This is a genomic window from uncultured Porphyromonas sp. (assembly GCF_905372525.1).
Taxonomy (GTDB): Bacteria; Bacteroidota; Bacteroidia; order Bacteroidales; family Porphyromonadaceae; genus Porphyromonas.
Map to the genome: position 1 here is coordinate 1 of NZ_CAJPPN010000033.1, position 24,936 is coordinate 24,936.

General features: G+C 54.2%; 18 protein-coding genes. 7 read left to right on the plus strand and 11 right to left on the minus strand.

What is annotated here, in order from left to right; translation table 11 throughout:
• Positions 1 to 722 precede the first annotated feature (722 nt).
• The 3 genes from QZ170_RS06795 (at position 723) to feoB (ending at position 4,832) form a co-directional block, all read left to right on the plus strand.
• Positions 723 to 1,586 (plus strand): RNA polymerase sigma factor RpoD/SigA, encoded by an 864-nt coding sequence (locus QZ170_RS06795; RefSeq protein WP_297179030.1) that lies wholly within the window; start codon positions 723 to 725, stop codon positions 1,584 to 1,586.
• Between the two features lie 121 nt (positions 1,587 to 1,707).
• Entirely contained in the window at positions 1,708 to 2,685 is a 978-nt protein-coding gene (locus QZ170_RS06800) for a metal-dependent transcriptional regulator (RefSeq protein WP_297179034.1), read from the plus strand.
• Positions 2,682 to 4,832, plus strand: a complete 2,151-nt coding sequence (feoB, locus tag QZ170_RS06805; RefSeq protein WP_297179037.1) for a ferrous iron transport protein B — start codon at positions 2,682 to 2,684, stop codon at positions 4,830 to 4,832. The genes QZ170_RS06800 and feoB overlap by 4 nt, the downstream gene beginning before the upstream one ends.
• Before the next feature lie 493 nt (positions 4,833 to 5,325).
• On the opposite strand, the gene QZ170_RS06810 is transcribed toward feoB, so the two are convergent.
• The 3 genes from QZ170_RS06810 to QZ170_RS06820 all read right to left on the minus strand — a co-directional run bounded on the left by QZ170_RS06810 (position 5,326) and on the right by QZ170_RS06820 (position 9,580).
• Positions 5,326 to 5,838, minus strand: a complete 513-nt coding sequence (locus QZ170_RS06810; protein ID WP_297179040.1) for a thioredoxin domain-containing protein — start codon at positions 5,836 to 5,838, stop codon at positions 5,326 to 5,328.
• Positions 5,839 to 5,988: 150 nt separating this feature from the next.
• Positions 5,989 to 6,555 carry a thioredoxin family protein gene (locus tag QZ170_RS06815; protein WP_297179043.1) on the minus strand — a complete coding sequence of 189 codons (567 nt, stop codon included), beginning with the start codon at positions 6,553 to 6,555 and terminating at the stop codon, positions 5,989 to 5,991.
• Positions 6,556 to 6,724: 169 nt separating this feature from the next.
• Positions 6,725 to 9,580 (minus strand): M16 family metallopeptidase, encoded by a 2,856-nt coding sequence (locus QZ170_RS06820; RefSeq protein ID WP_297179046.1) that lies wholly within the window; start codon positions 9,578 to 9,580, stop codon positions 6,725 to 6,727.
• A 730-nt stretch (positions 9,581 to 10,310) separates the two neighbouring features.
• Between QZ170_RS06820 and tig the strand changes: the two genes are divergently transcribed.
• Both tig and QZ170_RS06830 read left to right on the plus strand, forming a co-directional pair.
• Positions 10,311 to 11,681 (plus strand): trigger factor, encoded by a 1,371-nt coding sequence (gene tig / locus QZ170_RS06825; protein ID WP_297179049.1) that lies wholly within the window; start codon positions 10,311 to 10,313, stop codon positions 11,679 to 11,681.
• Positions 11,682 to 11,831: 150 nt separating this feature from the next.
• Complete coding sequence (locus QZ170_RS06830; protein ID WP_297179052.1) at positions 11,832 to 13,451, plus strand: ATP-binding cassette domain-containing protein; 1,620 nt, start codon at positions 11,832 to 11,834, stop codon at positions 13,449 to 13,451.
• A gap of 114 nt (positions 13,452 to 13,565) precedes the next feature.
• On the opposite strand, the gene queG is transcribed toward QZ170_RS06830, so the two are convergent.
• The 3 genes from queG to QZ170_RS06845 form a co-directional block, all read right to left on the minus strand.
• Positions 13,566 to 14,489: a tRNA epoxyqueuosine(34) reductase QueG gene (queG, locus tag QZ170_RS06835; protein WP_297179055.1), complete on the minus strand. Its 924-nt coding sequence runs from the start codon at positions 14,487 to 14,489 to the stop codon at positions 13,566 to 13,568.
• A 35-nt stretch (positions 14,490 to 14,524) separates the two neighbouring features.
• On the minus strand, positions 14,525 to 15,541 hold the full coding sequence (locus tag QZ170_RS06840; RefSeq protein WP_297179057.1) for a hypothetical protein: 1,017 nt from the start codon (positions 15,539 to 15,541) through the stop codon (positions 14,525 to 14,527).
• 417 nt (positions 15,542 to 15,958) lie between these two features.
• Positions 15,959 to 16,138, minus strand: a complete 180-nt coding sequence (locus QZ170_RS06845; RefSeq protein ID WP_297179060.1) for a hypothetical protein — start codon at positions 16,136 to 16,138, stop codon at positions 15,959 to 15,961.
• Positions 16,139 to 16,524: 386 nt separating this feature from the next.
• Between QZ170_RS06845 and QZ170_RS06850 the strand changes: the two genes are divergently transcribed.
• Together QZ170_RS06850 and QZ170_RS06855 are read left to right on the plus strand one after the other, a co-directional pair.
• On the plus strand, positions 16,525 to 17,952 hold the full coding sequence (locus tag QZ170_RS06850) for an AAA family ATPase (protein WP_297179063.1): 1,428 nt from the start codon (positions 16,525 to 16,527) through the stop codon (positions 17,950 to 17,952).
• Positions 17,953 to 17,971: 19 nt separating this feature from the next.
• Positions 17,972 to 19,285, plus strand: a complete 1,314-nt coding sequence (locus tag QZ170_RS06855) for a hypothetical protein (protein WP_297179065.1) — start codon at positions 17,972 to 17,974, stop codon at positions 19,283 to 19,285.
• A 124-nt stretch (positions 19,286 to 19,409) separates the two neighbouring features.
• Here the strand turns inward: QZ170_RS06855 and QZ170_RS06860 are convergent, their stop codons facing one another.
• The 5 genes from QZ170_RS06860 to rfbA all read right to left on the minus strand — a co-directional run bounded on the left by QZ170_RS06860 (position 19,410) and on the right by rfbA (position 24,678).
• The gene (locus QZ170_RS06860; protein WP_297179068.1) at positions 19,410 to 21,140 is read right to left on the minus strand and encodes a phosphoethanolamine transferase; all 1,731 of its coding nucleotides are present in this window, start codon (positions 21,138 to 21,140) and stop codon (positions 19,410 to 19,412) included.
• Positions 21,141 to 21,327: 187 nt separating this feature from the next.
• The gene (gene rfbB, locus QZ170_RS06865) at positions 21,328 to 22,368 is read right to left on the minus strand and encodes a dTDP-glucose 4,6-dehydratase (protein ID WP_297179071.1); all 1,041 of its coding nucleotides are present in this window, start codon (positions 22,366 to 22,368) and stop codon (positions 21,328 to 21,330) included.
• Positions 22,368 to 23,243: a dTDP-4-dehydrorhamnose reductase gene (gene rfbD / locus QZ170_RS06870; RefSeq protein WP_297179074.1), complete on the minus strand. Its 876-nt coding sequence runs from the start codon at positions 23,241 to 23,243 to the stop codon at positions 22,368 to 22,370. Before rfbD ends, rfbB begins: the two co-directional genes overlap by 1 nt.
• Positions 23,236 to 23,793 carry a dTDP-4-dehydrorhamnose 3,5-epimerase gene (gene rfbC / locus QZ170_RS06875; RefSeq protein WP_297179075.1) on the minus strand — a complete coding sequence of 186 codons (558 nt, stop codon included), beginning with the start codon at positions 23,791 to 23,793 and terminating at the stop codon, positions 23,236 to 23,238. The genes rfbD and rfbC overlap by 8 nt, the downstream gene beginning before the upstream one ends.
• Positions 23,794 to 24,678, minus strand: a complete 885-nt coding sequence (gene rfbA / locus QZ170_RS06880) for a glucose-1-phosphate thymidylyltransferase RfbA (protein ID WP_297179078.1) — start codon at positions 24,676 to 24,678, stop codon at positions 23,794 to 23,796.
• Positions 24,679 to 24,936: the final 258 nt, after the last annotated feature.

Genomic DNA, 24,936 nt, shown 5'->3' on the forward strand with positions numbered 1-24,936 from the left:
CCCTCTATGGTATTGCCTCCCCTCCCCGCTCCTTTTCCCCTTCACTCCGCCCTCATCACTTCACCTGCAGGAAGCACGGAGCCCCCCTCTTCGTCTCCCCTCTTCTGCGCTCTTTACTAGAGGGGATGTGTGTACACGCGTGTATACAACTGTGTACACGCATGTACACTTCAGTATACACGCGTGTACACTATACCCCCCTTCGGTAAGCGCTTGTAGAGGGTAGTATCATCCCTATGAGAGGCATCCCTCTGTAGTCCAAGGATACCCGTAGTCGCAGGGCTCCATGGGGGACGGGCAGTCCCCGTGGAGGCAAGAGACAGAGCACGTGCAGCGGGCTACACGTCTCCCCCCGAAGTAGATAAATAGCAGTGTCGCTGGCACAACCGAACAAAAGCAATACCTTTGCAGTTCATTAGGTGGACGATCCTATAGGCGGGTCGTCCTGGATGCCCTGATGTTATACGGTCTTCTGCTTGAGACGCCTACCGTCCCGTAAGGACATTGCTCTCGACACATTAAATAAAGGGAGAGCCACACTGATCTATCAAGCAGCGCCAAGACGTTAGTCTCAGGAACCTAAGGTAGAAAGAATTAGTAAACCATGCGCCTAGTATGTCTGTTCTGCACGGGAGCGGACACTGTGGTGCATATGCCCACTCATGCTCTCCTATGCCCAGCAAGGGACGAGTGAGCCAACAAATAGAATTGAAGAAGGAAGAATGAGACAACTAAAGATTTCGAAGTCGATTACTAACCGTGAGAGTGCCTCCCTAGATCGCTACCTGCAGGAGATCGGTCGTGAGGAGCTCATCACCATCGAAGAAGAGGTAGAGCTAGCACAGGCCATCAAGCGTGGTGACCGCCGTGCTCTGGACAAGATGACCCGCGCCAACCTGCGCTTCGTCGTCTCGGTGGCTAAGCAATACCAGAATCAAGGACTCAGCCTACCTGACCTCATCAACGAGGGTAACCTCGGGCTCATCAAAGCAGCAGAGAAGTTTGACGAGACCCGTGGCTTCAAGTTCATCTCCTACGCAGTCTGGTGGATCCGCCAGTCTATCCTACAAGCCCTGGCGGAGCAAGCCCGTATCGTACGTCTACCTCTGAATCAGGTAGGGACACTGAACAAGATCACCAAGGCGCTCTCCAAGTTTGAGCAGGAGAACGAGCGTCGTCCTTCCTCCGAGGAGCTCGCTAAGGAGCTCAATATCCCCGAGGACAAGATCACCGACACGCTAAAAGTCTCTGGCCGTCACATCTCGGTAGATGCCCCCTTCGTCGAGGGCGAGGACAATAGCCTCCTAGACGTACTCGTCAATGAGGATGCCCCCAATGCCGACCGTTCCCTCATGAACGAATCCCTCTCCCGAGAGATAGACCACGTCCTCTCCAAGCTCTCCGAGCGCGAGGCAGAGATCGTCAAGCTCTTCTTCGGCATCGGAGGTCATCAGGAGATGACCCTAGAGGAGATAGGGCTGAAGTTCAACCTCACTCGTGAGCGCGTCCGCCAGATCAAGGAGAAGGCTATCCGTCGCCTACGTCAGGATGGCTTCTGCGCTCCCCTAAAGCCCTACCTCGGATAGTAGACCGTCTAGAGCTACCACGACACGCCCCTCTGCACAGAAGTAATGGCTACACACGGGAGCGTGTATAGCCATTACTCTTTTCTCCCAAGGCCACAGGCCACGATATGCCCCGAGGACAATGAAGTGCCACAGAACCCTTGACCTGATCAGATGGCTTCACCGCATCGGACTGCTGCCACAGCGTCTGACCCGGCGGACAGCCGCTGAGGACCTGCTGAAGGCTCTCTATGAGGGTCGCAGCCAGGGTACACCTATCTCGGCCCTCCCCCCTACGCTAGACCTGAGTCAGCCAGCTCTCCAGGAGCTGCTGACCGATCTGAGGGAAGCAGGCTTCCTCTATCCCAACAACCTCGAGCTGACCCCCGAGGGAGTACGTCGGGCGATCGAGCTGACACGTGCTCACCGCCTCTATGAGCTCTATCTAGCCGAGCACTCGGGCTATTCCCCCGAGGACTGGCATAGACTCGCTCACACCAAGGAGCATGAGCTGACCGAGGAGGAGCACAAGCGCATCGCCAAGCTCCTAGGCAACCCGCTCTACGACCCTCATGGAGACCCTATCCCCACGAGCGAAGGACGGCGACCCGATCAGCCCCTAGCCCTCCCCCTCGAGGAGCTCGTACCCCATCGCTGGTACTTCGTGCTCCACATCGAGGACGACGAGGCTGTGAGCTTCCAGAGACTCTCAGCCCTAGGGCTCACCAGAGACTCTATCTTCGCTCTGGAGGAGCTGACTCCAGCCCTATGTACGATTCGCTACGAGGGGGAGACCTTCTCCTTCCCCACCTCTATGCTCCTTGCCTTGACTCTGCGTCAGGCCTCCGAGGAGGAGGTCACACAGACCCATGCCGACCGAGCCCAGCGACTGACCCGTCTCCCCCTAGGTGTGGAGGCAAAGGTCGTCGCCCTATCACCTGCCTGCCGAGGGGCAATGCGTCGCAGGCTCATGGACCTGGGCTTCGTATCAGGTAGTACCATCAGTGTCGATATGCGTAGCCCCCTAGGCAACCCTACAGCCTACATCGTGCGTGGTGCAGCCATCGCCCTCAGAGATGACCAAGCCCGCTATATCCTCATACAGTCCCCGACTCAATGAAGACCCCGATATCCTCCTGCTCTCATCCAGACTCCCCCTGCATCGCCCCCGAGGCGAAGCTACAGCGACGGGGTGAGGACCTCTCTGACTTCCGCTACACCATCGCCCTGGCGGGCAACCCCAATACGGGTAAGAGTACCGTCTTCAATGCGCTCACCGGGCTCAAGCAGCATACGGGCAACTGGCCCGGTAAGACGGTCGGCAAGGCCGAGGGTGCCTTCACCTACCGATCAGAGAACTACCGTATTGTAGACCTCCCCGGTACCTATTCCCTCTCCTCTACGAGCGAGGACGAGGAGATAGCACGAGACTTCATCCTCTTCTCACAGCCGGATGTGACGGTGATCGTTGCTGATGCGACACGTCTGGAGCGCAATATGAACCTCCTACTCCAGGTACTCCAGATCACCGATCGTGCCGTACTCTGCGTGAACCTCCTAGACGAGGCTCGACGCAACAAAATAGAGATCGACCTCAGTGCGCTCTCCCGACGCCTCGGGATACCTGTCGTGGGGGCTAGTGCCCGATCTGGGAAAGGGATCGATGAGCTCCTCAGCACCGTGCGAGCCGTGGCTACGGGAGACATCCAGTGCCGCCCCTACCGCAAGAGCAGTCTACCCGAGCATACAGCCCGCCTCGTAGCAGAGCTAGAGCAGGTAGTAGGACAGTACTATCCAGAGGTACCCAACAAGCAGTGGATCGCCTACCGCCTCATCGAGGACGACCCCTCGGTGACAAGTCACTTCTCCCATCCAGAGCTCCTCAGCAAGGCACGTGAGATACACCTAGTGATCGGGGACAACTTCCACGATCAGTGGACCGAGGCTATCTACGCTGACGCCTATAGGATCTGCTCAGAGGTCGTAGTACAGGCCTACGCTGGGGGGCGTCTCCCCCTAGACGTCCGCCTAGATAGGATCTTGACGAGTCGTAGATGGGGCTTCCCGATCATGCTCCTTCTGCTCGGGGGAGTCTTCTGGCTCACGATCATCGGCTCCAATGTCCCTTCGCAGTTCCTGAGCGATATTCTTATTGGCTACATGCACCCCTTGCTCAAGGGGGCGATGGAGCACCTCAGTGCTCCCAGCTGGCTATCGGGCTTCCTCATCGATGGGGTGTACCTCTCTACGGTATGGGTGGTCTCGGTGATGCTCCCTCCGATGGCTATCTTCTTCCCGCTCTTCACCCTGCTGGAGGACTTTGGTTATCTACCGCGTGTGGCCTTCAACCTCGATGAACTCTTCCGCAGATGTGGGGCGCACGGCAAGCAGGCACTGACGATGAGTATGGGCTTTGGGTGCAACGCTGCTGGTGTTGTCTCCACTCGGATCATTGACAGTGAGCGGGAGCGACTGATCGCTATCATCACTAACAACTTCTCCCTGTGTAATGGTCGCTGGCCAACCCAGATCCTCCTAGCCTCGCTCTTCATCGGTGCAGCTGTACCTACGGCCTATGCTCCGATCGCTAGTATCGGGGCCGTGCTAGCGATCGTCCTACTGGGGATAGGGGTCATGTTTGCCTCTTCGTGGATCCTCTCGCACACCGTGCTGATGGGCGAGGTATCGACCTTCCACCTAGAGCTCCCACCCTATCGTCCACCACAGTTCTGGCGGACACTCTATACCTCTCTGATCGACCGCACCCTGATCGTCCTGTGGCGAGCCGTGGTCTTCGCAGCGCCTGCTGGAGCTGTGATCTGGCTATCATGCAACCTACATATCGGAGGGAGTAGTATCGCCGAGCACCTCATCGGCTGGCTCAACTATCCCGGCTGGCTCATGGGACTCAACGGGGTAATCCTGCTGGCCTATATACTAGCCATCCCAGCTAACGAGATCGTGGTGCCGACCGCACTCATGCTCACGACTCTCGTCGTAGGAGGCTCGGGAGCTGAGGCTGGTGTGCTGATGGAGGGGGGGACGGCAGAGACCTTTGCCATCCTACAGAGTGGCGGGTGGACGCTCATGACGGGTGTCTGTCTCATGCTCTTCTGCCTGCTACACCATCCCTGTAGCACGACGATCTACACCATCTACAAGGAGACTGGGAGCATTCGCTGGACACTCCTCTCCATAGCTCTACCGCTAGGTCTCGGGATCATCGTGACGATGATCACTGCCGGGCTCTGGAGGCTATTGGGCTAACCACATTAGACGGCGGTTATTGGCTTCCTCCTCAGGAAGGAGACTCTGCACCCTCGAAGCAAAGCTCCCGCCCCAAGGCTAGTGATAAAAACACAAGGGGGGAGAGGATCACTTGATCCTCTCCCCCTCTTATATTCTTAGGCCTTCACCTTCTCCGAGTCCGTATAGGAGTTATCGAGATAGGTAGATTTGGGAGGCAGAGAAGAGGTACCCCTAGGTAGAGGGGTATAGATGCCAGAGGGATAGGAAAGCCTCTAATGTCCTACACATAGGAGAGGGAGGGAGTTCGCTCCTACCGCACCTGTCCCAGAGCAAGGTAAAAGGGAATACCAGAGCGAGGTAAAAGGGGATGCCAGAGACCAAAGAAGAGCGGCTGCACCCTCGGGAGATGATCGTCCCGACATGGTGCAGCCGCTCTATGCTACTAGCCCTGGGAGCTACTCTCCCAGCGTGATCTCTCCCAGCGTGATCTCTCGGAGAGAGGGGCTATTCGTTACTTCCCTTTGTAGATCTGGGCGATTGTCTCCTCGATCTGCTCGGCAGTGAGGTCTCCGACAGTCTGGATAGGAGTTCCCGTCATCGGGATGAATAGAACCATCGGGATACTACGTACGCCGAAGATCTGGGAGAGTTCGGCTTCGTTATCGACATTGACCTTGTAGACGTCCACCTTGCCCGCATACTTCTTAGCGGCAGCCTCGAGCTTAGGAGAGAGGCTACGGCAAGGCCCGCACCAGTCGGCATAGAAGTCGATGATCGCAGGACGGGACCCCTTGAAGACGAACTTATTGGGGTTTTCCTTATAGTCATAGATATTGGCACGCAGGTAGGCGGCATCGATGTGGCGTACAGGTGAGGCCTCTGCTGCGGGAGCAGCCTCTGGGGTCTCCGTAGTCTCCGTCTGCGCCTGAGCCTCGGTACTGCTACCTGAGGCTTGGGCTGTACAGGCCTGAGCGGTAAAGAGACTCATCGTAGCGAACCCGAGGGTGAGCAAGATCTTCTTCATAATGTGTTAGCTTAATCTTTCTAATAAGTACTTTCTCTGTTAAACGCAAATAGGTAGCTTTTGTTCATAGGCACAGCTTCGGGAGGCCTCTGCCGACTACAGCAGGGCATCTGATGGGGAGGGAGCTAGGGCGGGTGTGGAGAGGGAGCATTAGTCCTCCCTATAGACCTCGGCTATGGCTCGTTCTATGTAGTCGAGGGAGAGATCCCCGACGACCTGCTGTGGGATGCCCTCTAGCGGGATGAAGAGGAGCATCGGGATCGTCGCTACATGCTCTGTGCCCTCGGGCTGGCTACTATGTCCTACCGAGCCCATACGTAGTCCGTAGAGGTCGGCTAGCTCTGACTCACGGGAGATATTGACACCATAGACATCTATCTTACTAGCATACCGCTTGGCTACTGCCTCTACCTTGGGGAGTAGGCTACGAGAGACCTCATCACCCTCAGCATAGAATAGTATGACTGCAGGATGGAGCCCCTTGAAGACGAACTCATCGGGCGACTCTCTATAGTCGTACACATGGTCACGCATATAGGACGCATCGATCTGACGTATGGGCTGTGTGCGCTGCTCTGCCATGGGCTCTGTGGGGCTCTGCGCTCTGGCTTGGTTGCTCCCCCGACTCATCGTCTCAGAGGGACGTGCCGTACAGCTAAGCCCAAGGAGTAGTGTGAGCAGGGTTAAGACCAAGGAATGGATAGCTCTTGTCATCATTGGTTACCTTGATTTATCGTTTGTGTGCTTTGAGCTCCGAAAGATACGGGTATTTCTCCACACACCCAACTCGCTAACCTCCTCTGGACAAAAAGTATGCCGTGCTTAGGCTAGGCTAAGCACGGCATACAGGCTATCTGGAGCACCGCAGGGCGGGCTCACTAGGGGACTACTTCTTGGCCTCTGGATCCGTCGAACGGAAGGTCACGACGATACGATCCTTCGAGGAGTAGAGGCTCTGGACGAAGGCCTTCACATCCTCGGGCTTGATGGAGCGTAGGACAGTGTCGTAGTCGGTGACGAAGTCTAGGTTATGCAGGTAGTAGTTACCAAGCTGGCTGAGCCAATAGCCATTCTTACGTAGGCTCTCAGCGTGTTCCTTAGCGAGGTTCTTGACAGCCTTGGTGAAGTACTCTTCGTTGGGGCCATCCTTGGCGATCTCCTCGAGACCCTTTAGGGCGAGAGCATTGAGCTTCTCGGTCTTCGTAGGATCTGTCTGGAACTGGATGCTGAGCACACGGCGCACCTTAGGATAGCGGGAGACACCCACGTTGACCCCGACACCATACGTACCACCTTCGTCTTCGCGGATGGTCTTCGTATAGAGCTGGTCTAGGACAGACTCTAGGACATCGGAGGTTAGGAGCTCCTTGTGCTGATACTCACCGGTGGTGGAGAGCATATCGAGGACGAAGCCAGTGGGGGTAGCCATGGGCTTGCTATACTCCTTGGTGTGTGTTCCGAGGACACGAGCAGGTTCGCGCTCGGGGAACATCTTGTAGGTCACCTTCGTGGCGGGGAGAGAGGCGATATACTGCTCGACCAGAGGACGGAGCTTAGCCTCATCAATGTTCCCGACGAAGACGAACTGGAAGCCACGGGCATTGCTGAAGCGGCTGCGGAAGAGCTGGAGGACTCGCTCGTAGTTCACCGACTTGACCTCATTCACCGTCAGAGGATAGTGATCGGGGTTATGTGGGTACATGAGGCGAGCCAGAGAGTCTCTCAGGCTAAAGAGAGGGTTAGCCATACCTGCCTCGATCGAGGCGACGGTGCGCTCCTGCCAAGCTGCGAAGGCAGGCTTATCAGCACGGCGAGCAGTGAAGTTTAGGTAGAGGAGCTGTAGCATCGTCTCTAGGTCTTCCTTCGTCGTCGAGCCAGAGACATTGTCCGTCAGAGAGCCTACGCTGAGGCCGACAGAGGCGATACGACCAGCCAGAGCCTTCTCTAGGGCAGAGTCGTCGAACTTACCGAGTCCTCCGAGGTCAGAGACATCGTTGAGGACCTTGAGGTCTAGTGTAGCAGGCTTCGTGAGGTTATGAGAGCCACCGGGGCGAGCACCAGAGAGGAGGATCTCGTCATCCTTGAAGTCGGTCTTCTTGAGGATAACCTTAGCACCATTGCTTAGCGTCCAGACCGTAGAGCCAAACTTACCATTCTTCTCCTCCTTGATGATCTTACCCTTCATGGGGAGCTTGTCGATGAGCTTGGTGTTGCTTACCTCTTCCTTGAGGGCAGTGACAGTCTGCTTGATGCCTTCCTCGTACTTAGCCAGAAGCTCAGCCTCTGTGGGGAGCTTGACCTCGGGCTTCTTGACGCTGGTCAACATGATCGCCACATTCTGATTCGCAGTAAGCTCCTTAGCCGCACCATTGATCATCTCAAGGGTAACCTGCTCGGCAATCCCCGTCATGATCTGATAATAGGTCTGGATGTCTAGGAGGTAGCTGGGGTTAGTGAAGTAGGCGACGTACTCGTTAGCCCAAGTGCTGTTCTTGCGCTTGTCACGTTCGTTATAGAGCTTCTTGACGCCGACGAGGAAGTCCTTCTTAGCACGGTCGTACTCGCTCTTGTTGAAGCCGAACTGGTGGATACGAGCGATCTCTGCAGTCAGCGCCTTGAGCGCAGGCTCCCAAGCACCTTCCTTGAAGGAAGCACTGAAGGTCACTGCATCCTTCGTCTTAGCTACGATGTAGTCTCCTACGCTCATATCAGCCTCGGTGAAGGGAGCATTGGGCTTCTTGACAATGTCAGAGAAGCGCTGGCTGACCATCTGGACGATGATGCTCTTCATGTAGTTCTCGAGCGGGCCGATCATAGTAGCACGCAGCTCTGCAGGAGTCACATCTCGCTTGTAGTAGATATTGATCGAGTTCTGCGTAGCCTCTGGGTCAGCTGCGATACCGACGATGGGGGAGGCGTTGTCCTCCACCTGTGTATAGACACGCTCGGCAGGATTGACTGGTGCGGGGATGTCGGCGAAGGTCTTCTTGATCTGTGCCTCTACCTCATCCACGTTGATATCACCGACGATCACCAGAGCCTGCTGGTCTGGGCGGTACCACTTCTTGTAGTAGTCGCGGAGCACCTGATAGGGGAAGTTACGGACGACCTCCATCTTGCCGATCGGCATGCGCTCACCGTACTTATTACCGGGGAAGGCGAGCTGTAGGAGGGTCGTGAGGTTGCGCATGTCGCCACCATCACGGCTGCGCCACTCTTCCTCGATGACCCCACGCTCTAGGTCAATCTCCTTATCCTCTAGGCTGATGAAGTTACTCCAGTCGTGGAGGATGAGGATACAGCTATCGACGACACTCTTGCGGGGGACGGGGATGTCCATCAGGGTATAGACCGTCTCGTCGAAGCTCGTATAGGCATTGATATTACGCCCGAAGCTCGCTCCGATAGACTCTAGGAAGTGGTCGATGCCCTTACCGGGGAAGTTCTTCGTGCCGTTGAAGGCGATATGCTCTAGGAAGTGAGCCAGACCTCGCTGACTCTCCTCCTCCTGCATGGAGCCGACACGCTGTACGATGTAGAACTCTGCTCGCTCCTTGGGCTCGGCATTGTGGCGGATGAAGTAGGTCAATCCGTTGGGGAGCTTACCGATACGCACTGCCGTGTCGATAGGCAGCCGATCGCCTCCCTGTGCCCAAGCCATCTGAGGAGCAAGGCTACCCACACTGGCTCCTAGGAGAAGGAGGGCGGACAGAGCGGATAGGATACGTTGTTTTAGCCTCATTGTCTTATGTGTTTGAGTTGAATGTTTGCCAAAGCACTCATATGTTATTTAATCGAGGCAAATATAGTACAATTATCGGTAGGTGCTACGCCCCGCACAGACTCGTTGTAGGGCTTCTGCACCTGGACCTCTTAGTACTTCCCTCAGAGCCCCTCTCGGAGTGGCTCAGTGAGGGGCTCTCCCCTACCCCTAACCACGCCCTCATATTCCCCCAGCTACACACTGGTATAGAGCTGAGTGGAGCGAATACGACGAGCGTCTCTCCCCGGCTAGCATCTCGTCTTCGGAGGCCCTTGGGAGAGAGGCATATACCACCCTGTACTCTCCCCATTTGCCTCCATAGGGAGAGGGGGGGAGTGTACACGTGTGTACACATTAGTGTACCTGCGTGTACACAAGAGTATACACACGTGTACACAGCTACGCTCTCGGTATATCCCCCAGAGGGGGTATGTCATCCCCCTCTAGGAGCTCATCTCACTAGCTGAGGGCGAGGGGTATCGTAGAGAAAGCGCATATTAGGCGTAGGGGCCCCGAGCCATACCCCCTAGGTGCCCCGAGCCCTATGCTCGGCAGAGGAATGTGAGGGGACGAAATGTGTGACTTAGGTGGTTTGCCTAAGTGGGCTAATTACATTACTTTTGTACTCAATTTGTTAAGGGGAGTTACCCCCCCAGACACCACAGTATCACGAGTAAAGTAGTATACATTATAATAATATAGAAGACGAATGGCTGTATCGATTAAGCAGACCTCAGACGTAGCGGCTACCATCACCGTATCGGTGGCAGCAGCAGACTACCAACCCCAAGTAGAAAAGGAGCTCAAGAACTACCAGAAGCGTGCCAACATCCCAGGCTTCCGCCCAGGTCACGCCCCCCTCGGGCTGATCAAGAAGCAGGTCGGTACCTCGGTCAAGGTGGAGGAGATTAACAAGGCGGTCGTCGGCGCCCTCTTCGGCTACATCGAGGAGCAGAAGCTCGACATCCTCGGTAGCCCTATCCCCGCAGAGAACGAGCCCGAGTATGACTTTGCGACTCAGGAGGACTTCGAGTTTGCCTACGACGTCGCCCTCGCCCCCAAGATCGATGTCCAGCTCACGAAGGAGGACAAGCTCACCTACTACCGCATCGAGGCTACCAAGCAGATGGAAGATGACCAGATCAAGCGTATGCTAGACAATGCAGGTAAGCAGGTCGATGCCGACTCCGTAGAGGACAACGACGTCGTCTATGGACGTATGGTCGAGCTAGAGGGTGGAGCCCCCAAGCAGGGGGGTATCGAGGCTGAGAAGGCACTGATCCTCCCCCGCTACGCTAAGGATGAGGCTCAGAAGGCCAAGCTCCTAGGAGCTAAGGTCGGCGATAGCATCACCCTAGAGCCACACGCCCTCTATGCAGGCGAAGAGGCTGAGGTGGCCACCCTACTCAATATAGAGAAGGAAGCAGTGCCCGCCCTCGATGGGGTCAGCTTCTCCTACCAGATCCACCGCATCTCCCGTCGTGAGCCTGCGGAGCTAAACGAAGCCTTCTTCGTAGAGGCCTTCGGCGAAGGTAGCGAGATCCGCACCGAGGAAGCACTACGTCAGAACATCCGTGAGAGCTTCTCCGAGCAGTTCGCCACCGAGAGCGACTACAAGTTCATCCGTGACCTACGTGCCCACCTCCTAGAGAAGGCCGGTAAGGTCGCCTACGACGAGGCACTACTGAAGCGTATCTTCCTAGCTCGCAACAAGGAGGCTAAGGCAGAAGACCTAGACCGTGATATGCCCAAGATCCTCGATGATATTACCTTTGACCGTATCAAGGGTCAGATGCTCGAGGCTGCTGGAGTCAAGATCGAGGAGGCAGACGTACAGAAGTTTGCCCTCATCGTCGCCAAGAACCAGTTCGCCATGTACGGCATGACCTCCGTACCCGACGAGGTACTAGAGAACTATGCCCAGAGCATGCTCAAGGAGGATCGCTCCCGCGAGAACATCATCGACCGTGTCGCTGACTCCAAGCTCGCCACGATCGCTCGCCAGCAGGCCTCCGTCACCGAGCAGGTCGTCTCCCCTGAGGAGTTCAACGCTCTGATGAGCGAAGGGGCGAACGCCTAGCCCCTCCCCTATCATCTGCTGCGTGGGTCTCTCCTCCTGAGCATAGCTCCTCGGGGGAGAGACCTCCGCATTTCCCTCCTCCCTACCCCAGCACCCAGCGAGGGGCATTCTATCCCTGATAAGTCTTAGAATAAATTACTACCAAGCGATATGATTACAGTCAGTGATCTGGCCGTCCAGTTCGGCAAGCGCATACTCTTCCAGGACGTGAACCTGAAGTTCACCCCCGGCAACTGCTACGGCATCATCGGTGCGAACGGAGCAGGGAAGTCCACCCTACTCCGTGTGATCAGCGGAGCCCTCGAGCCCACTCGTGGATCGGTCACCCTCGGCCCAGGCGAACGCCTCTCCGTACTGAGTCAGGATCACTATGCCTTCGACGAGTACACCGTCATGGATACCGTCCTGATGGGGCACAGCGTGCTCTGGGCGATCATGGAGGAGAAGAACGCCCTCTATGCCAAGCCTGACTTCAACGACGAGGACGGAAACCGTGTAGCTGAGCTCGAGGACAAGTTCGCCGAGATGGAGGGCTGGAATGCCGAGAGTGATGCAGCTATGCTCCTCAGTGGTCTAGGTATCAAGGAGGATCTCCACTACAAGCTCATGAAGGAGCTCAGCGGTAAGGAGAAGGTACGTGTCCTACTAGCTCGTGCCCTCTATGGCAAGCCCGACAACCTCCTACTCGACGAGCCGACCAACGACCTTGACCTCGAGACGGTCACTTGGCTGGAGCATTACCTCTCCGAGTACGAGCAGACGGTGCTGGTCGTCAGCCACGACCGTCACTTCCTCGACTCTGTGTGCACCCATACGGTAGATATCGACTTCGGCCGTGTCCAGCAGTTTGCTGGTAACTACAGCTTCTGGTACGAGTCTAGCCAGCTAGCCCTACGCCAGCAGCAACAGCAGAACAAGAAGGCAGAGGAGAAGAAGAAGGAGCTCGAGGAATTCATCCGTCGATTCAGCGCCAATGTCGCCAAGAGTAAGCAGACCACTAGCCGCAAGAAGATGCTGGAGAAGCTCAACATCGAGGAGATCAAGGCCAGCAGTCGTCGCTACCCAGGGATCATCTTCACCCCCGAGCGTGACCCAGGGAATAAGATCCTAGAGGTCAAGGGGCTCACAGCCTATGCCGATGATGGCACACTACTCTTCCGTGACCTGAACTTCAACGTAGAGAAGGACGACAAGATCGTCTTCATCAGCCGTGACCCTCGTGCTATGACCGCCCTCTTCCAGATCATCAATGGGGAGGAGAAGGCAGCCGAAGGAACCTACGAGTGGGGACAGACCATCACCGAGGCCTACCTACCACTAGACAACTCCGAGTACTTCAATACGGACATGAACCTCGTGGAGTGGCTCTCGCAGTTCGCCGCCGACACCAATGAGGTCTACCTCAAGGGCTTCCTCGGGCGTATGCTCTTCTCTGGTGAGGAGATCCTCAAGAGTGCCTCCGTACTCTCCGGGGGTGAGAAGATGCGCTGTATGATCTCGCGTATGATGCTCAAGAATGCCAATGTGCTGGTACTCGACAGCCCCACGAACCACCTTGACCTGGAGAGCATCCAGGCCTTCAACAATACGCTGAAGGTCTTCAAGGGCAATGTCCTCTTCACCAGCCATGACCACGAGTTCATCCAGACGGTAGCGAACCGTATCATCGAGCTGACCCCTGGGGGGATCATCGACAAGATCATGGACTACGACGACTACATCACCGACCCCATCGTCGCCGAGCTCAAGGCCAAGTACTACGGCGAGTAATTACCCCCTACTCCCTACACAATACGACAGAGGGATATACACCAGCGTGTATATCCCTCTGTCGTATTCTATGGTTAGCCAGAGAGGGCTAAGCCGTGGGGAAAGGTAGGGGAATCAATCGTCCTGAAAGTTATCCCTTAGGCTACGGATCGTGCGCTGCAAGCCCGAGAGCCCTGCACGCTTGACCGCAGAGCCCGCAAAGAGTGCTAAGTATTCCTCCTCGGTCATCGCCTCCAGCTCCTCGGGGGAGAGGGAAAGCAGAGCCTCACGGGGCTTGTAGTCCTCGATGGTCGTAGGACGAGCATATCTATTCCAGGGACAGCACTGCTGGCAGGCATCACAGCCATAGACACGTCGTCCCATGCGCTCTGCCAGCTCAGGGGGGATCTCCCCCTTCTGCTCGATCGTCAGATAGCTAATGCACCTGCGTGCATCTAGCCTACCGGGGGAGAGGAAGGCTTCGGTGGGACAAGCCTTGAGGCAACGCTCACAGCGCCCACACATATTGCGCATCGGTTCATCTTCGGGTAGCTCAAGATCTACCAAGAGCTCCCCAAGGAAGAAATAGCTCCCAGCCCGAGGGATGATCAGCAGGCTATTCTTTCCCCGCCACCCGAGACCAGCTCGCTCAGCCCAGTAACGCTCCATAATGGGCGCAGAGTCGGAGAAGGCTCGCCCCTCGACCTCCAGCCCCAGCTCCTGTCGCATATAGTGCAGGAGCTGGTCTAGCCGCTTCTTCACCACCTTGTGATAGTCTCGCCCATAGGCATAGTAGGCGAACTGTGGGGCATCGGGGTGCTGCTTCTCAGCTGGATAATAGTTCATAGCCACCATGATCAAGCTACGTGTCCCCTCCAGCAAGAGGCGAGGATCAGCACGTAGCTCCCTATTCCGAGCCAGATACTCCATGTCCCCGTGATAGCCAGTCTCGATCCAGCGATCATACTCCGCGAGCACCTCCTCGGGGACTCGCTCCGCCCGGGCTATGCCACAAGCACTAAAGCCGAGACGTAGTGCCTCGGCTTTGATCGCAGCCACGACCTCAGTGGGTGTGGGGGGAAGGGGCGGATGTGCTAGAGGTTGTGTAGTACCCAAGTAGTCTTGTAGCTAGGGTGCTCTTTGACGAAAGTATCTAGGAAAGAATAGGCCTCTGCCGAGGTCGCAAAGGAAGCTAGGCTGAGGCGAATGACCTTGCCCGTACTAGAGTAGATAGCCCGCATATCCCGATAGGTAGAGTCGGTCTGAGCGAGGAGGGTCTGATAGTAGCCCTCTATACGCTCCTTAGTATGCTCCGTAGCCACGATGACATGGTAGCGACCATCGGGCTCACTCAGATAGCGTAGCCCCTCTGGCTCGGCTTCTACCGTAGGGATTGTATCCGGGGCGACCTCCATGACAGGCTCCACGAGAGTAGCTGTCCCAAAGAGCTTCTCTGCAGAGGAGTCCACTGGGAGATAGGTAGCCTGGAAGCCACGTCCGGTCTCTGCACCACGCCCCCAAGGCATCAGCACGAGGATCGAGGCGAGGATAGCGAGGATATAGCCGATACTACGCTTCGGTAGGCGTAGCTGGATATACTCTCGAGACTTGCCCGTACGTACCTCGGTGCGAGGTTGGGAGCCAGGAGTACGCTCACTAGGGGTAGCCACCGCTGACCTCCCACCAGCCAGCAGAGAGAGCGACAGTGGCGCATATCCATAGCCTGCTGCCAGCACAGCATGCGAAGAGGCCTGTGAGGTGAAGCTGATCGCACCCGAAGCACTCATCTGGAGCGTACCTATCCCAGGGAGCTCCACAGCTCCGTCCTGTATGAGAGCTTGTCGTAGCTGCTTGATATCCTCCTCCAGAGCCAAACGCCCCCGACGAACTGAGACCCCGAGTAGCGCAGCATAGCTCTCCTCGAGGAGTCCATCGCTATGGGATAGCTCTTGGCTGAAGTGTAGCTCAGCCTTTGGGGGGACGACGAGAGACTGCGCCTCATCGTAATAGGCGGGGATCCTCTCTCGGATAAACCCACCGAGCCCGGGGACAACGACGTAGGGATGGCGAAGGAGTAAAGAGGTGATCTGCTCTGCTAGACGATGGCTCATATAGATGCATTATATCTGATAATGCACAAAGATAGTGCATTCTAGGCTTATGCCCTGTAGAGTAACCCAAGGCGGACGCATGATCTCGCTCGTACACTCCTGCCTTTGGATCCTCGGGGGTATTATTTCATATCTCAGGGAGCCTTAGCCTATCACTAAAGATCTTAGGCATTATCCCCAAGAAACAGACATACAAGCGAGCCCTACAGAGGATATACTTAGAGCTAAGTAGTGTACGCGCGTGTATACTGTTGTGTACACGTGGGTATACAATAGTGTACACACGTGTATACTCATCCACCCTAGGTAGGAGGTATTCGCTTGGCATATCTAGACTAAGACATAGATACGTCTATCTTCTATCTTCGGCGTATACTCCTTGACGACCTTGCCCTCGCACCATCGTGATTTCATGCGTCAGCCCAGTAGGGTAACCCAAGGCGGACGCATAATGATGGTCTCTTGTTGGAGCTCGAGGCTGAACAGCTGCATCGAGCCGAACTGGGCCAGCAGCATCTGTACCCGTAGGATCGACTCACCAAGCTTAGCCTCGATGTGCTTCAGGATGAAGAGATCCATATTGGCTAGTAGCTCCATGTGCTTAGCTTCTTCTTTGGCACGCTTGCGCCAGTCGGCCTCCCCTAGGTATACAGTAAGGCGTCTCGTGTGAGTTATCGTTTCGTATAGGATGCCGCTAAAGTAGATTTTGATGCAGTGCCCCTAGTCTCTCCTAGCTCCGTACTCTACAACTAGTTTTTCTATACCTTTGTCCCGTGAGTGTGACTGATCTGAGGATATACACAACCTCACACCTACTGATGTGGGGGCATCAACCCCCTCCTTTCTGCTACCGGAAGAGTGCCCTGAGAGGTATCCTGCATATCCTCTCGACACTTACCTAAGGAGCAGAAATACAGAAGAGGATGCTATGGGGAGGTTCCCTCTGGCTTTAGCACACACATTCGCAACTAATATAGTAAGCTATGAATGCAGAGGAACTAGAAGAAGAAGTTAGAAAAAAAGCTATCGAGTTTGGATTAGATGACGGAAAGAATGCCGTAGTCCGATCCAATGTAAGTACCCAAAGTTTTAAGGATGGAGGGGCTTACTTTGGTTATATCAGATCAGAAGAAAACAAGACTGGACCATACTATGATCTATCCTTCGTGGTCTTCCCGCAGGAGAAGGAGGGTCCCTGTATCGTCGCCATAGTCGTTGGGACTAGTGGATTCCAGAATGACTATGATCTTGTGTCGATACCATGGCCTAGACGTCTCTATAAGAAGTTAATCAGACCAGATGGGCACTCCTTCATCAAGAATGACTTCACTAATATAGAATCTCCTATTCAGGGTCTGAAAGAAGCTGTCAAAGGCGAGGAAGATCTTGAGAAAGCTGTGAGGCAATACGGGAAGTATATCCTAGCCGCATGTATCGCTGATCCAAAGAAAGATCTTGATATTATCTATGCTTGGTTAGCCCAGTACGCTAGACTCCGTGAGTGGGGAAAGGCGGCTGACAAGAAGAATCAGGACAATGCGATCAAGAAGGTTATCGAGGCAAGACAAAAGACAGAACAAGAGGGCGGTGAAGCTGTAGGTATAGAAGCTGAGATTAAGGATCTACTGGAGCACAAGCGGTTTGTCGTGTTGCAGGGAGCTCCCGGTACTGGGAAGACCTACAATGCACTGAGGATAGCAAAGGACTACGAGGAGTCCTACTTGATCCAGTTTCATGCAGAGACGACCTATGCCGACTTCGTATGGGGGATCCGACCCTCCTTGGATACAGACCGACTGAAGTATAAGGGTCACGATGGCAAACTGGTAGAGGCTATCAAAGCTGCTGAGCGAGTAAAGAACTCTAATGGGCGAGTGCTTCTCATCATCGACGAGATAAATAGAGCTAATCTAGCGAATGTCTTAGGTCCTATATTCTTCCTCTTCGAGAACTATCCGGGGACGAGGGAGACTAAGCTAAAGATAGGATCTCTCGAGCTATCACGGTTGCCTGATAACCTACACGTAATAGCGACGATGAACACGTCGGACAGGAGCTTGGCCGTGGTAGACTTTGCTCTTCGTCGTAGGTTTGCATGGTATACGATACGTCCGCAGAGCATAGCTCCTGAATCGGGATACTTCCACCAAGAGCTGTTTCAGCGATTCAATGAGATATTTGAGAAGTATGCCTCAGACGATGAGCTCAACCTTCAGCCTGGGCCTAGCTACTTCTTGACTTTCCCCAAAACGGAGAAGAAGGAGGAGCACGAGAAGATGATCCGAGAGCGACTAGTCTATGAGCTTATGCCGCTTATCAAAGAATACCTAGCCGAAGGGCTCATGCAAAAGGCTGCAGATAGCTTCTCTCAGCTCTTCTACGAAGAGGCCAAAGCATACTTGTACGAATAGCACTACGATCCTCTCGACTGTGAAGCGACCTATTAAGTCCCTCTTTACGCTTCAGGACGTCTCTATCCCATACGAAGACCTAAACTCAGCATGGAAGTGCGATAAGCGCTATGGAGCAGATACGCTCAGGCACTTTATCGCACTGAATAAAAGAGCCTTCGACTTCATCGGTATCCAGGCTGGGATTGACACCTCCTTGGGTAAGACCTCTCTACGACTGAGTACGTCTCGCTATGCTGGGACTATTCCCCTGCTATCACCGAAGAGCGGTAAGCCCTACGGAGACCTTGTCATCCGTGGTAGGTTTGGCGAAGATATATCGGGACTCCTTGCAGCGGTACAAGATAGCTTACCTCCCGAATATGCCCCCAGCCTCCCTCCCATCGAGGACTCCACGTTGGAGCCACCGTTCTACTTCGAGTGTTGCAGGTTCATTGACCACTGGAGGGGGGTAGAGAGGTGCCAGTGGTGCAAGTTCGAGGTAATCGATCGAGACCGGAATACCCCAGCCAGCGGTACGCGGTGGGAAGTATACGCTGAGAGAAGCTTCGCTCCAGAAAACACGCTGAAGTACCCGACCCGAGAGAGCCGACTATCTAAGCATCACTTAGAGTTTAGGCAGCTCGTCTCGGTACTTCTACTGGCAATATCTGAGGTGCAGAGAATCCAGACGCCGAGTGCTGTCAGAGCCAAATACCTCAGGGAGATGACCCGGCTACGTTCACTCTACGACGGCATGCCTAGACCTAATATGTGTAGTCTATTCGCTGAGCGGGCATCCGATCCTATGGTCATCAGAGAAGCTAAGAGACTAGCTAACGTGATCCTCCGGGACAAGAGGATGCAGAGACGTGCTTGGAGGATCGACTATGCCATCCTCTTCGAGCGCTATGTCCAGTACCTCTTTGGGACAATAGCTAGTAGGCGGGGGTACTCGGTCATGTGCAATCCGCACTACAGCATATCCGGGTGGGCTCCAGTCTGGGTGCCACGTTACCTAGAGCCTGATATCGTAGTCAACAAGGGCGATGGTCAAGTGATCGTCGATGCAAAGTATAAGAGCCATATGCTTAACTGGGGATCGATGAGTGAGGGGCTGAAGGAGACCTTCAGGAGTGATCTACACCAGATATTGGCCTACAGTTCGTTTGACCCCAAGCCGAGGAAGCGCGTAATGCTAGCCTACCCTTCTATGGCCTTCTCTAGCCAAAGGCTACAGATAGCTACACCTCTCGCTTCTGCTAGCACCGAGGTGTATCTCCTAGGTATTCCCCTAGATACAAACGCCATGGGCGAGACCCTATCTCAGCTAGGCACACTGATCGAGGTGTGAAGCCCTTCGGGGAAAGTGGAATAGAATAAGGGGGAGCCCATCTTTGGGCTCCCCCTTATTCTGTAAAAGGATCTAGGATATAGCTATGTGGACGGATATAGTAGCCTATTATCTATTGTCCACACTATAACTCTATCGTGGTGCCATCGTAGCCTTTAATGACTCTAGGTCGGGTCGTATCATAGCTTGGGGAGAAGAAATCTAACCGAGGATTGTAATACTTGACCTTGACTCCGAGTAAGCCTAACACAGAGTTTGCGATTAGATCCGCCATAATCTTCCTGTCCTTAGCTGCCAAGACTTGTTCATAGAGCTCAGGATGCTGCTGGCGCATCGAGGGGGAGAAGTAGACCATGAGAGGAATAGTCACTCCAGGGCGAGAGACCTCATGCTCATAGTAGTCGGGACGCTGAGGATTCTCGTAGATCGCCTGCCCATGGTCAGAGTAATAGAGAATGATCGAGGGCTCAGAGGCAAAGTGCTCTATGATCTTGGAGACGACTAGGTCATTGTGGTAGATCGAGTTCACATAGTCACGAATGACCCCTGCCCGCTTAGCATCTGTAGGTGAAGGCTGTCCATTGGGAAGATTCTTAGGGAGATCTTTCGTTTGGAAGCGAGCCATGTCCTTAGGACAGCGCTCTCCGTATGGCGAATGTGATCCCATGAGATGTACGATCTGTGCGAGAGCCTTGGCCTTGCTCCCCTGTGGGATCATCGACCTTGAGCCCAAGAGAGGAAGTAAAGCGAGGTCATCCGATGTATCCCAGTCTCCAGCGGTACGTATCCGAGTGAAGCGCGTACTATCCGCCGTCTGTGAGAGGGTAGCCAGCGGTTGTAGTCCAGAGCCCTGACTCTCTTGGTTGCTTAACCAATAAGTATAGTAACCAGCCTTGGATAGAACGAAAGGTAGTGTAGGGAACTTATACCATTCCTTTGGCTCCTCCTCTCTCGTGTAGAGACTCATACTCTGTGATACAGAGCTTACCGTCCAAGAGGCCGAGGAGACGACATCTGAGAAGAGGATCAGATCCCCCGTCCTAGCTAGAGAATCCTGCTTCGGAGTATCAGGCAGAGGATACCCATAGCAGTGCATGTAGTCCCGACGCATCGACTCTCCGATGATGATGACCACCGTCACACTATCCATCCCCTCTCTTCGCTCTATCTTCCCCAGATCAATATGCTTGAGTTGGGCTGTGTAGGTAGCTAGGTCTCTAGCGTCTTCTATACAATACATTGTCCCCTGGTACAGACGCTCGACGGGAGCCATATACAGGAAACTCCTCGTCGCATGCTGTGCCGGACGTACAACCATAATAGTTAATGGTATGGGTAGTAGTAGGACTGTGAGGAAGAACCCGACTTGCCAGCTACGCCCCGTAGCAGTCACCCGCCTCCTACCTACGGCGTAGAATCCAAGCAGAGCTATGAGCACGATGAGAGGTAGGAGAAATACCTTATAGTTCAGATTGGCAAGGAAAGAAGATGCCTCGTTGGGATTAGTCGCTAGTATATTTAGAGCGATACTATCCGTGTAGACAGAGCTGTATGAATAGATGAGGAAGCTCTCAAAAAGCATCAGGAATGCATAGACAGCCAAAGCTAGAGCCACCAGCACCTGACGTACTCTACTCCAAGGAAACAAGGAGATGAGAAGGACTGGGATAGCTGCCCAACTCAGGATACTAATACTCTGGTAGACGAGCTCTCCCCCATAGGGATACCGCCCAGCATGAGCATAGTAGTAGAGCGCTGGGAATAGCTGCAGCGCCAAGAGAAGGCAGAAAAGGAGGCGTTGGCCATATAACCTATAGGCGTAGTCTCGCCAGAATGAGGGGAGTCGTTTCGTCATATACAGTTAATTGATAAGCATTATTTTCTCGTTTCGCACAAAGGTACAGCAAGTATCTGACACTCACATACCATTAGCCCTCAGTCAGTCGGGTGGAGCTAGATGATAGCATAGCTGAGCCCCCAGTCTCGCTATCCCAAATGCGATAGCGAGGCTGGGGGCTCAGTGTGCATGATATACGGACCTGTTATAAGCTCTTCTGACTGACGAGCTCGATCCACTCTTGGTTGGAGAGGTACCAGCGGACAGTGTGCTGTAGGCCTTCTTCGAATTGTAGGCTTGGTGTCCAGCCTAGCTCATCCTTTAGCTTGCTCGAGTCGATGGCATAGCGTAGATCATGCCCCGCACGGTCGGTAACGTAGGTGATGAGCTCATCCGAGTAACCTTTGGGGTAACCAAGAGCCTCGTCTACAGTCTTGATCAGTAGACGCACGAGGTCGATGTTGCGCCACTCGTTGAAGCCCCCGATATTATAAGTGTCGGCGACCTTCCCTTGGTGGAAGATGAGGTCTATGGCACGAGCATGGTCTATGACATAGAGCCAGTCACGGACGTTCTCCCCCGTACCATAGACAGGAAGGGGACGGCGTAGGACAATATTCTTGATGAAGAGGGGGATAAGCTTCTCGGGATACTGGTAGGGACCGTAGTTGTTGGAGCAGTTAGAGATGATCGTGGGCAGACCATAGGTATCATGGAAGGCTCTCACGAAGTGGTCACTAGAGGCCTTACTAGCCGAATAGGGACTATGTGGGTCATACTTCGTCTCCTCGGTGAAGAAACCTCCATCGAGCTCTAGCGCACCATATACCTCATCAGTAGAGATGTGGTAGAATCGCTTTCCTTCGTATCCTTGAGGGGTCTTCGACCAAACCTCTTTGGCAGCTTGTAGCAGACTAAGTGTACCTAGGACATTCGTCTTGGCGAAGATGAAGGGATCGGAGATGCTACGATCGACATGGCTCTCTGCAGCTAGATGGATGATGCCATCCACAGCATAGCGCTCGAGTATTCCACGCATGCATTCGTAGTCACAGATATCCTCCTGAACGAAGGTATAGTTAGATAGCCCCTCTATATCAGCTAGTGTCTCCCTATTGCCAGCATAGGTCAACTTATCTAGGCAGAGGATATGGTAGTCGGGGTACTTCGTAGCGAAGAGGCGGACGACGTGTGAGCCGATAAAGCCTGCACCACCTGTGATGAGTATAGTCTTCTGATAGTCCATTATTCGTTTGTTTCTGTCGAGGTGAGTTGATTGAGGCAATCCTCGAGGGAGGTCTGCCAGTGAGGGAGCGTGATGCCAAAGTCTCTCTTGAGTTTGGCCTTATCTAGTACACTGTAGGAGGGTCGAGTAGCTTTCGTTGGGTACTGCTCACTACGGATCGGATGTAACTGACAGCTGTAGCCCATACGATGGCGTATAGCCTCGGCGAAGTCATACCATGAAGCCACACCCTCATCGCTGAAGTGGTAAGTCCCCTCCTGCCGACTATCCTTGTCCTGCTCTAGGTAGGATACAATGAAGCGAGCTAGGTCTCGTGCGTAGGTGGGAGTCCCGATCTGGTCAAAGACTATGCTCAGCTCCTGTCGCTCCTGCATGAGACGACACATGGTCTTCAGGAAGTTCGCTCCATAAGTAGAGTAGAGCCAAGAGGTGCGCAAGATGAGCGCTCTACACCCCGTACGGCGGATAGCATCTTCACCAAGGAGCTTGGTTCGCCCGTACACACTCTGGGGACGAGGAGTCTCCTCTTCGGTAATCGGACGGTAGCTATCTCCACCGAAGACATAGTCGGTAGAAATATGGATGAGGTATAGGCCTTGAGCCTTGGCAAGAGCTGCAAGAGCAGCTACTGCCTGATGGTTGATATGGTCAGCCTCCTCAGGCTCATCCTCGGCACGATCGACTGCGGTATAGGCAGAGCAGTTGATGATGGTGTCGATATGATGATCCTGCACGAAGTGTTGTATAGCTAGCTGGTCCGTCACATCTAGCTCACTACGGCTAGCAAAGGTATAGTGCTGTGCACTCCCCTCTGCCGCTACTCGTAGCTCCTGCCCTAGCTGCCCACCAGCTCCCAGTACCAGGATACTACTCATAGATAAATGGTGTATCAAGGTCGCTTAGGTATGGATGTCTAGCATCCCTGGGGGAGAGGATGATATCCTGAGAGGGAAGTCTCCAGTCAATAGCGAGCATAGGATCATCCCATGCCACAGCACCCTCTGACTGGGGGGCATAGTAGCTATCACACTTATATTGAAAGATAGCCTCTGGGCTCAGCACACTGAAGCCATGGGCGAAACCACGAGGGATGAAGAGCATCCTATGGTTCTCCTCCGACAGCTCCGCTGCGATATGCTTCCCATAGGTAGGTGATCCTCTGCGTAGATCTACAGCTACGTCTAGTACACGCCCCTTAACGACTCGTACTAGCTTCGCCTGAGCATGGGGGGGCTTCTGGAAGTGTAGTCCTCTCACTACACCATAGCTCGATCGGCTCTCGTTATCCTGCACGAAGTGTACCGGTGTGACTAGACTAGAAAATACAGCTTCACTAAAGGCCTCGAAGAAATATCCCCTATCATCATGGTAGACCTTCGGCTCTAGGAGGACGACCTCGGGGATCATAGTCTTAATGATATCCATCTACTTTACTTTGTCTTCGATGAGACGGAGCAGATACTGCCCGTACGGATTCTTCATCATCGGTGCAGCTACCTTCCTTAGGACATCTGCCGTGACCCAGCCCTGATGATAGCCTATCTCCTCGAGACAAGCCACCTTCAGTCCCTGCCTTTTCTCAATCACCTCTACGAAGGTAGAGGCCTCTGCGAGGGAGTCATGTGTCCCTGTATCGAGCCATGCAAAGCCACGCCCAAGGGGTTCTACCAGCAGGCGCCCCTGACGCAAGTACTCTTGGTTCACACTCGTGATCTCGAGCTCTCCTCTGGCGGAAGGCTTGACCTCGCTAGCTATCTTGACGACATCATTCGGGTAGAAGTAAAGGCCTACGACAGCATAGTTACTTTTAGGGTGCTGGGGCTTCTCCTCAATAGAGATACAGCGTCCCGCCTCATCGTACTCGGCGACACCATATCGCTCTGGGTCGTTCACCCAATAGCCAAAGACTGTAGCCTCATTTGCTTGCTCTGCCCGCTGTACAGACTGAAGCAGGAGCTGAGTGAAGGACATACCATAGAATATATTATCCCCAAGCACAAGGCATACATTATCATCACCGATGAACTCCTTGCCGATGATAAAGGCCTGCGCCAACCCCTCAGGGCGAGGCTGCTCTGCATAGGCGAAACGCACCCCATAGTCAGATCCATCACCGAGAAGTCGCCTAAAGCTAGGCAGGTCGTCAGGGGTAGAGATGATGAGTATATCGCGAATCCCTGCGAGCATGAGCACAGAGATAGGATAGTAGATCATGGGCTTATCATAGATAGGTAGCAGCTGCTTGCTTACCCCCTTTGTGATCGGATAGAGGCGCGTACCAGCGCCACCAGCTAAGACTATTCCCTTCATACTTGAGATTAGATAGATATTCTACTGAGACTGAAGTAACAGCCACGAAAGTACAAAAAAGGGCACACTCTACCCATCAAAAGCAGGAGCCCTGCAGGGGCCGACGCATGATCTCGCTCGCACACTCCTGCCTTTGGATCTTCGGGGGGGCATTTCATATCCCAGGGAGCCTTAGCTCATCACTAGAGATCCTACGTATTATTCCCAAGGAATAGACATACAAGCGAGCCCTACAGAGGATATACTTAGAGCGAGGTA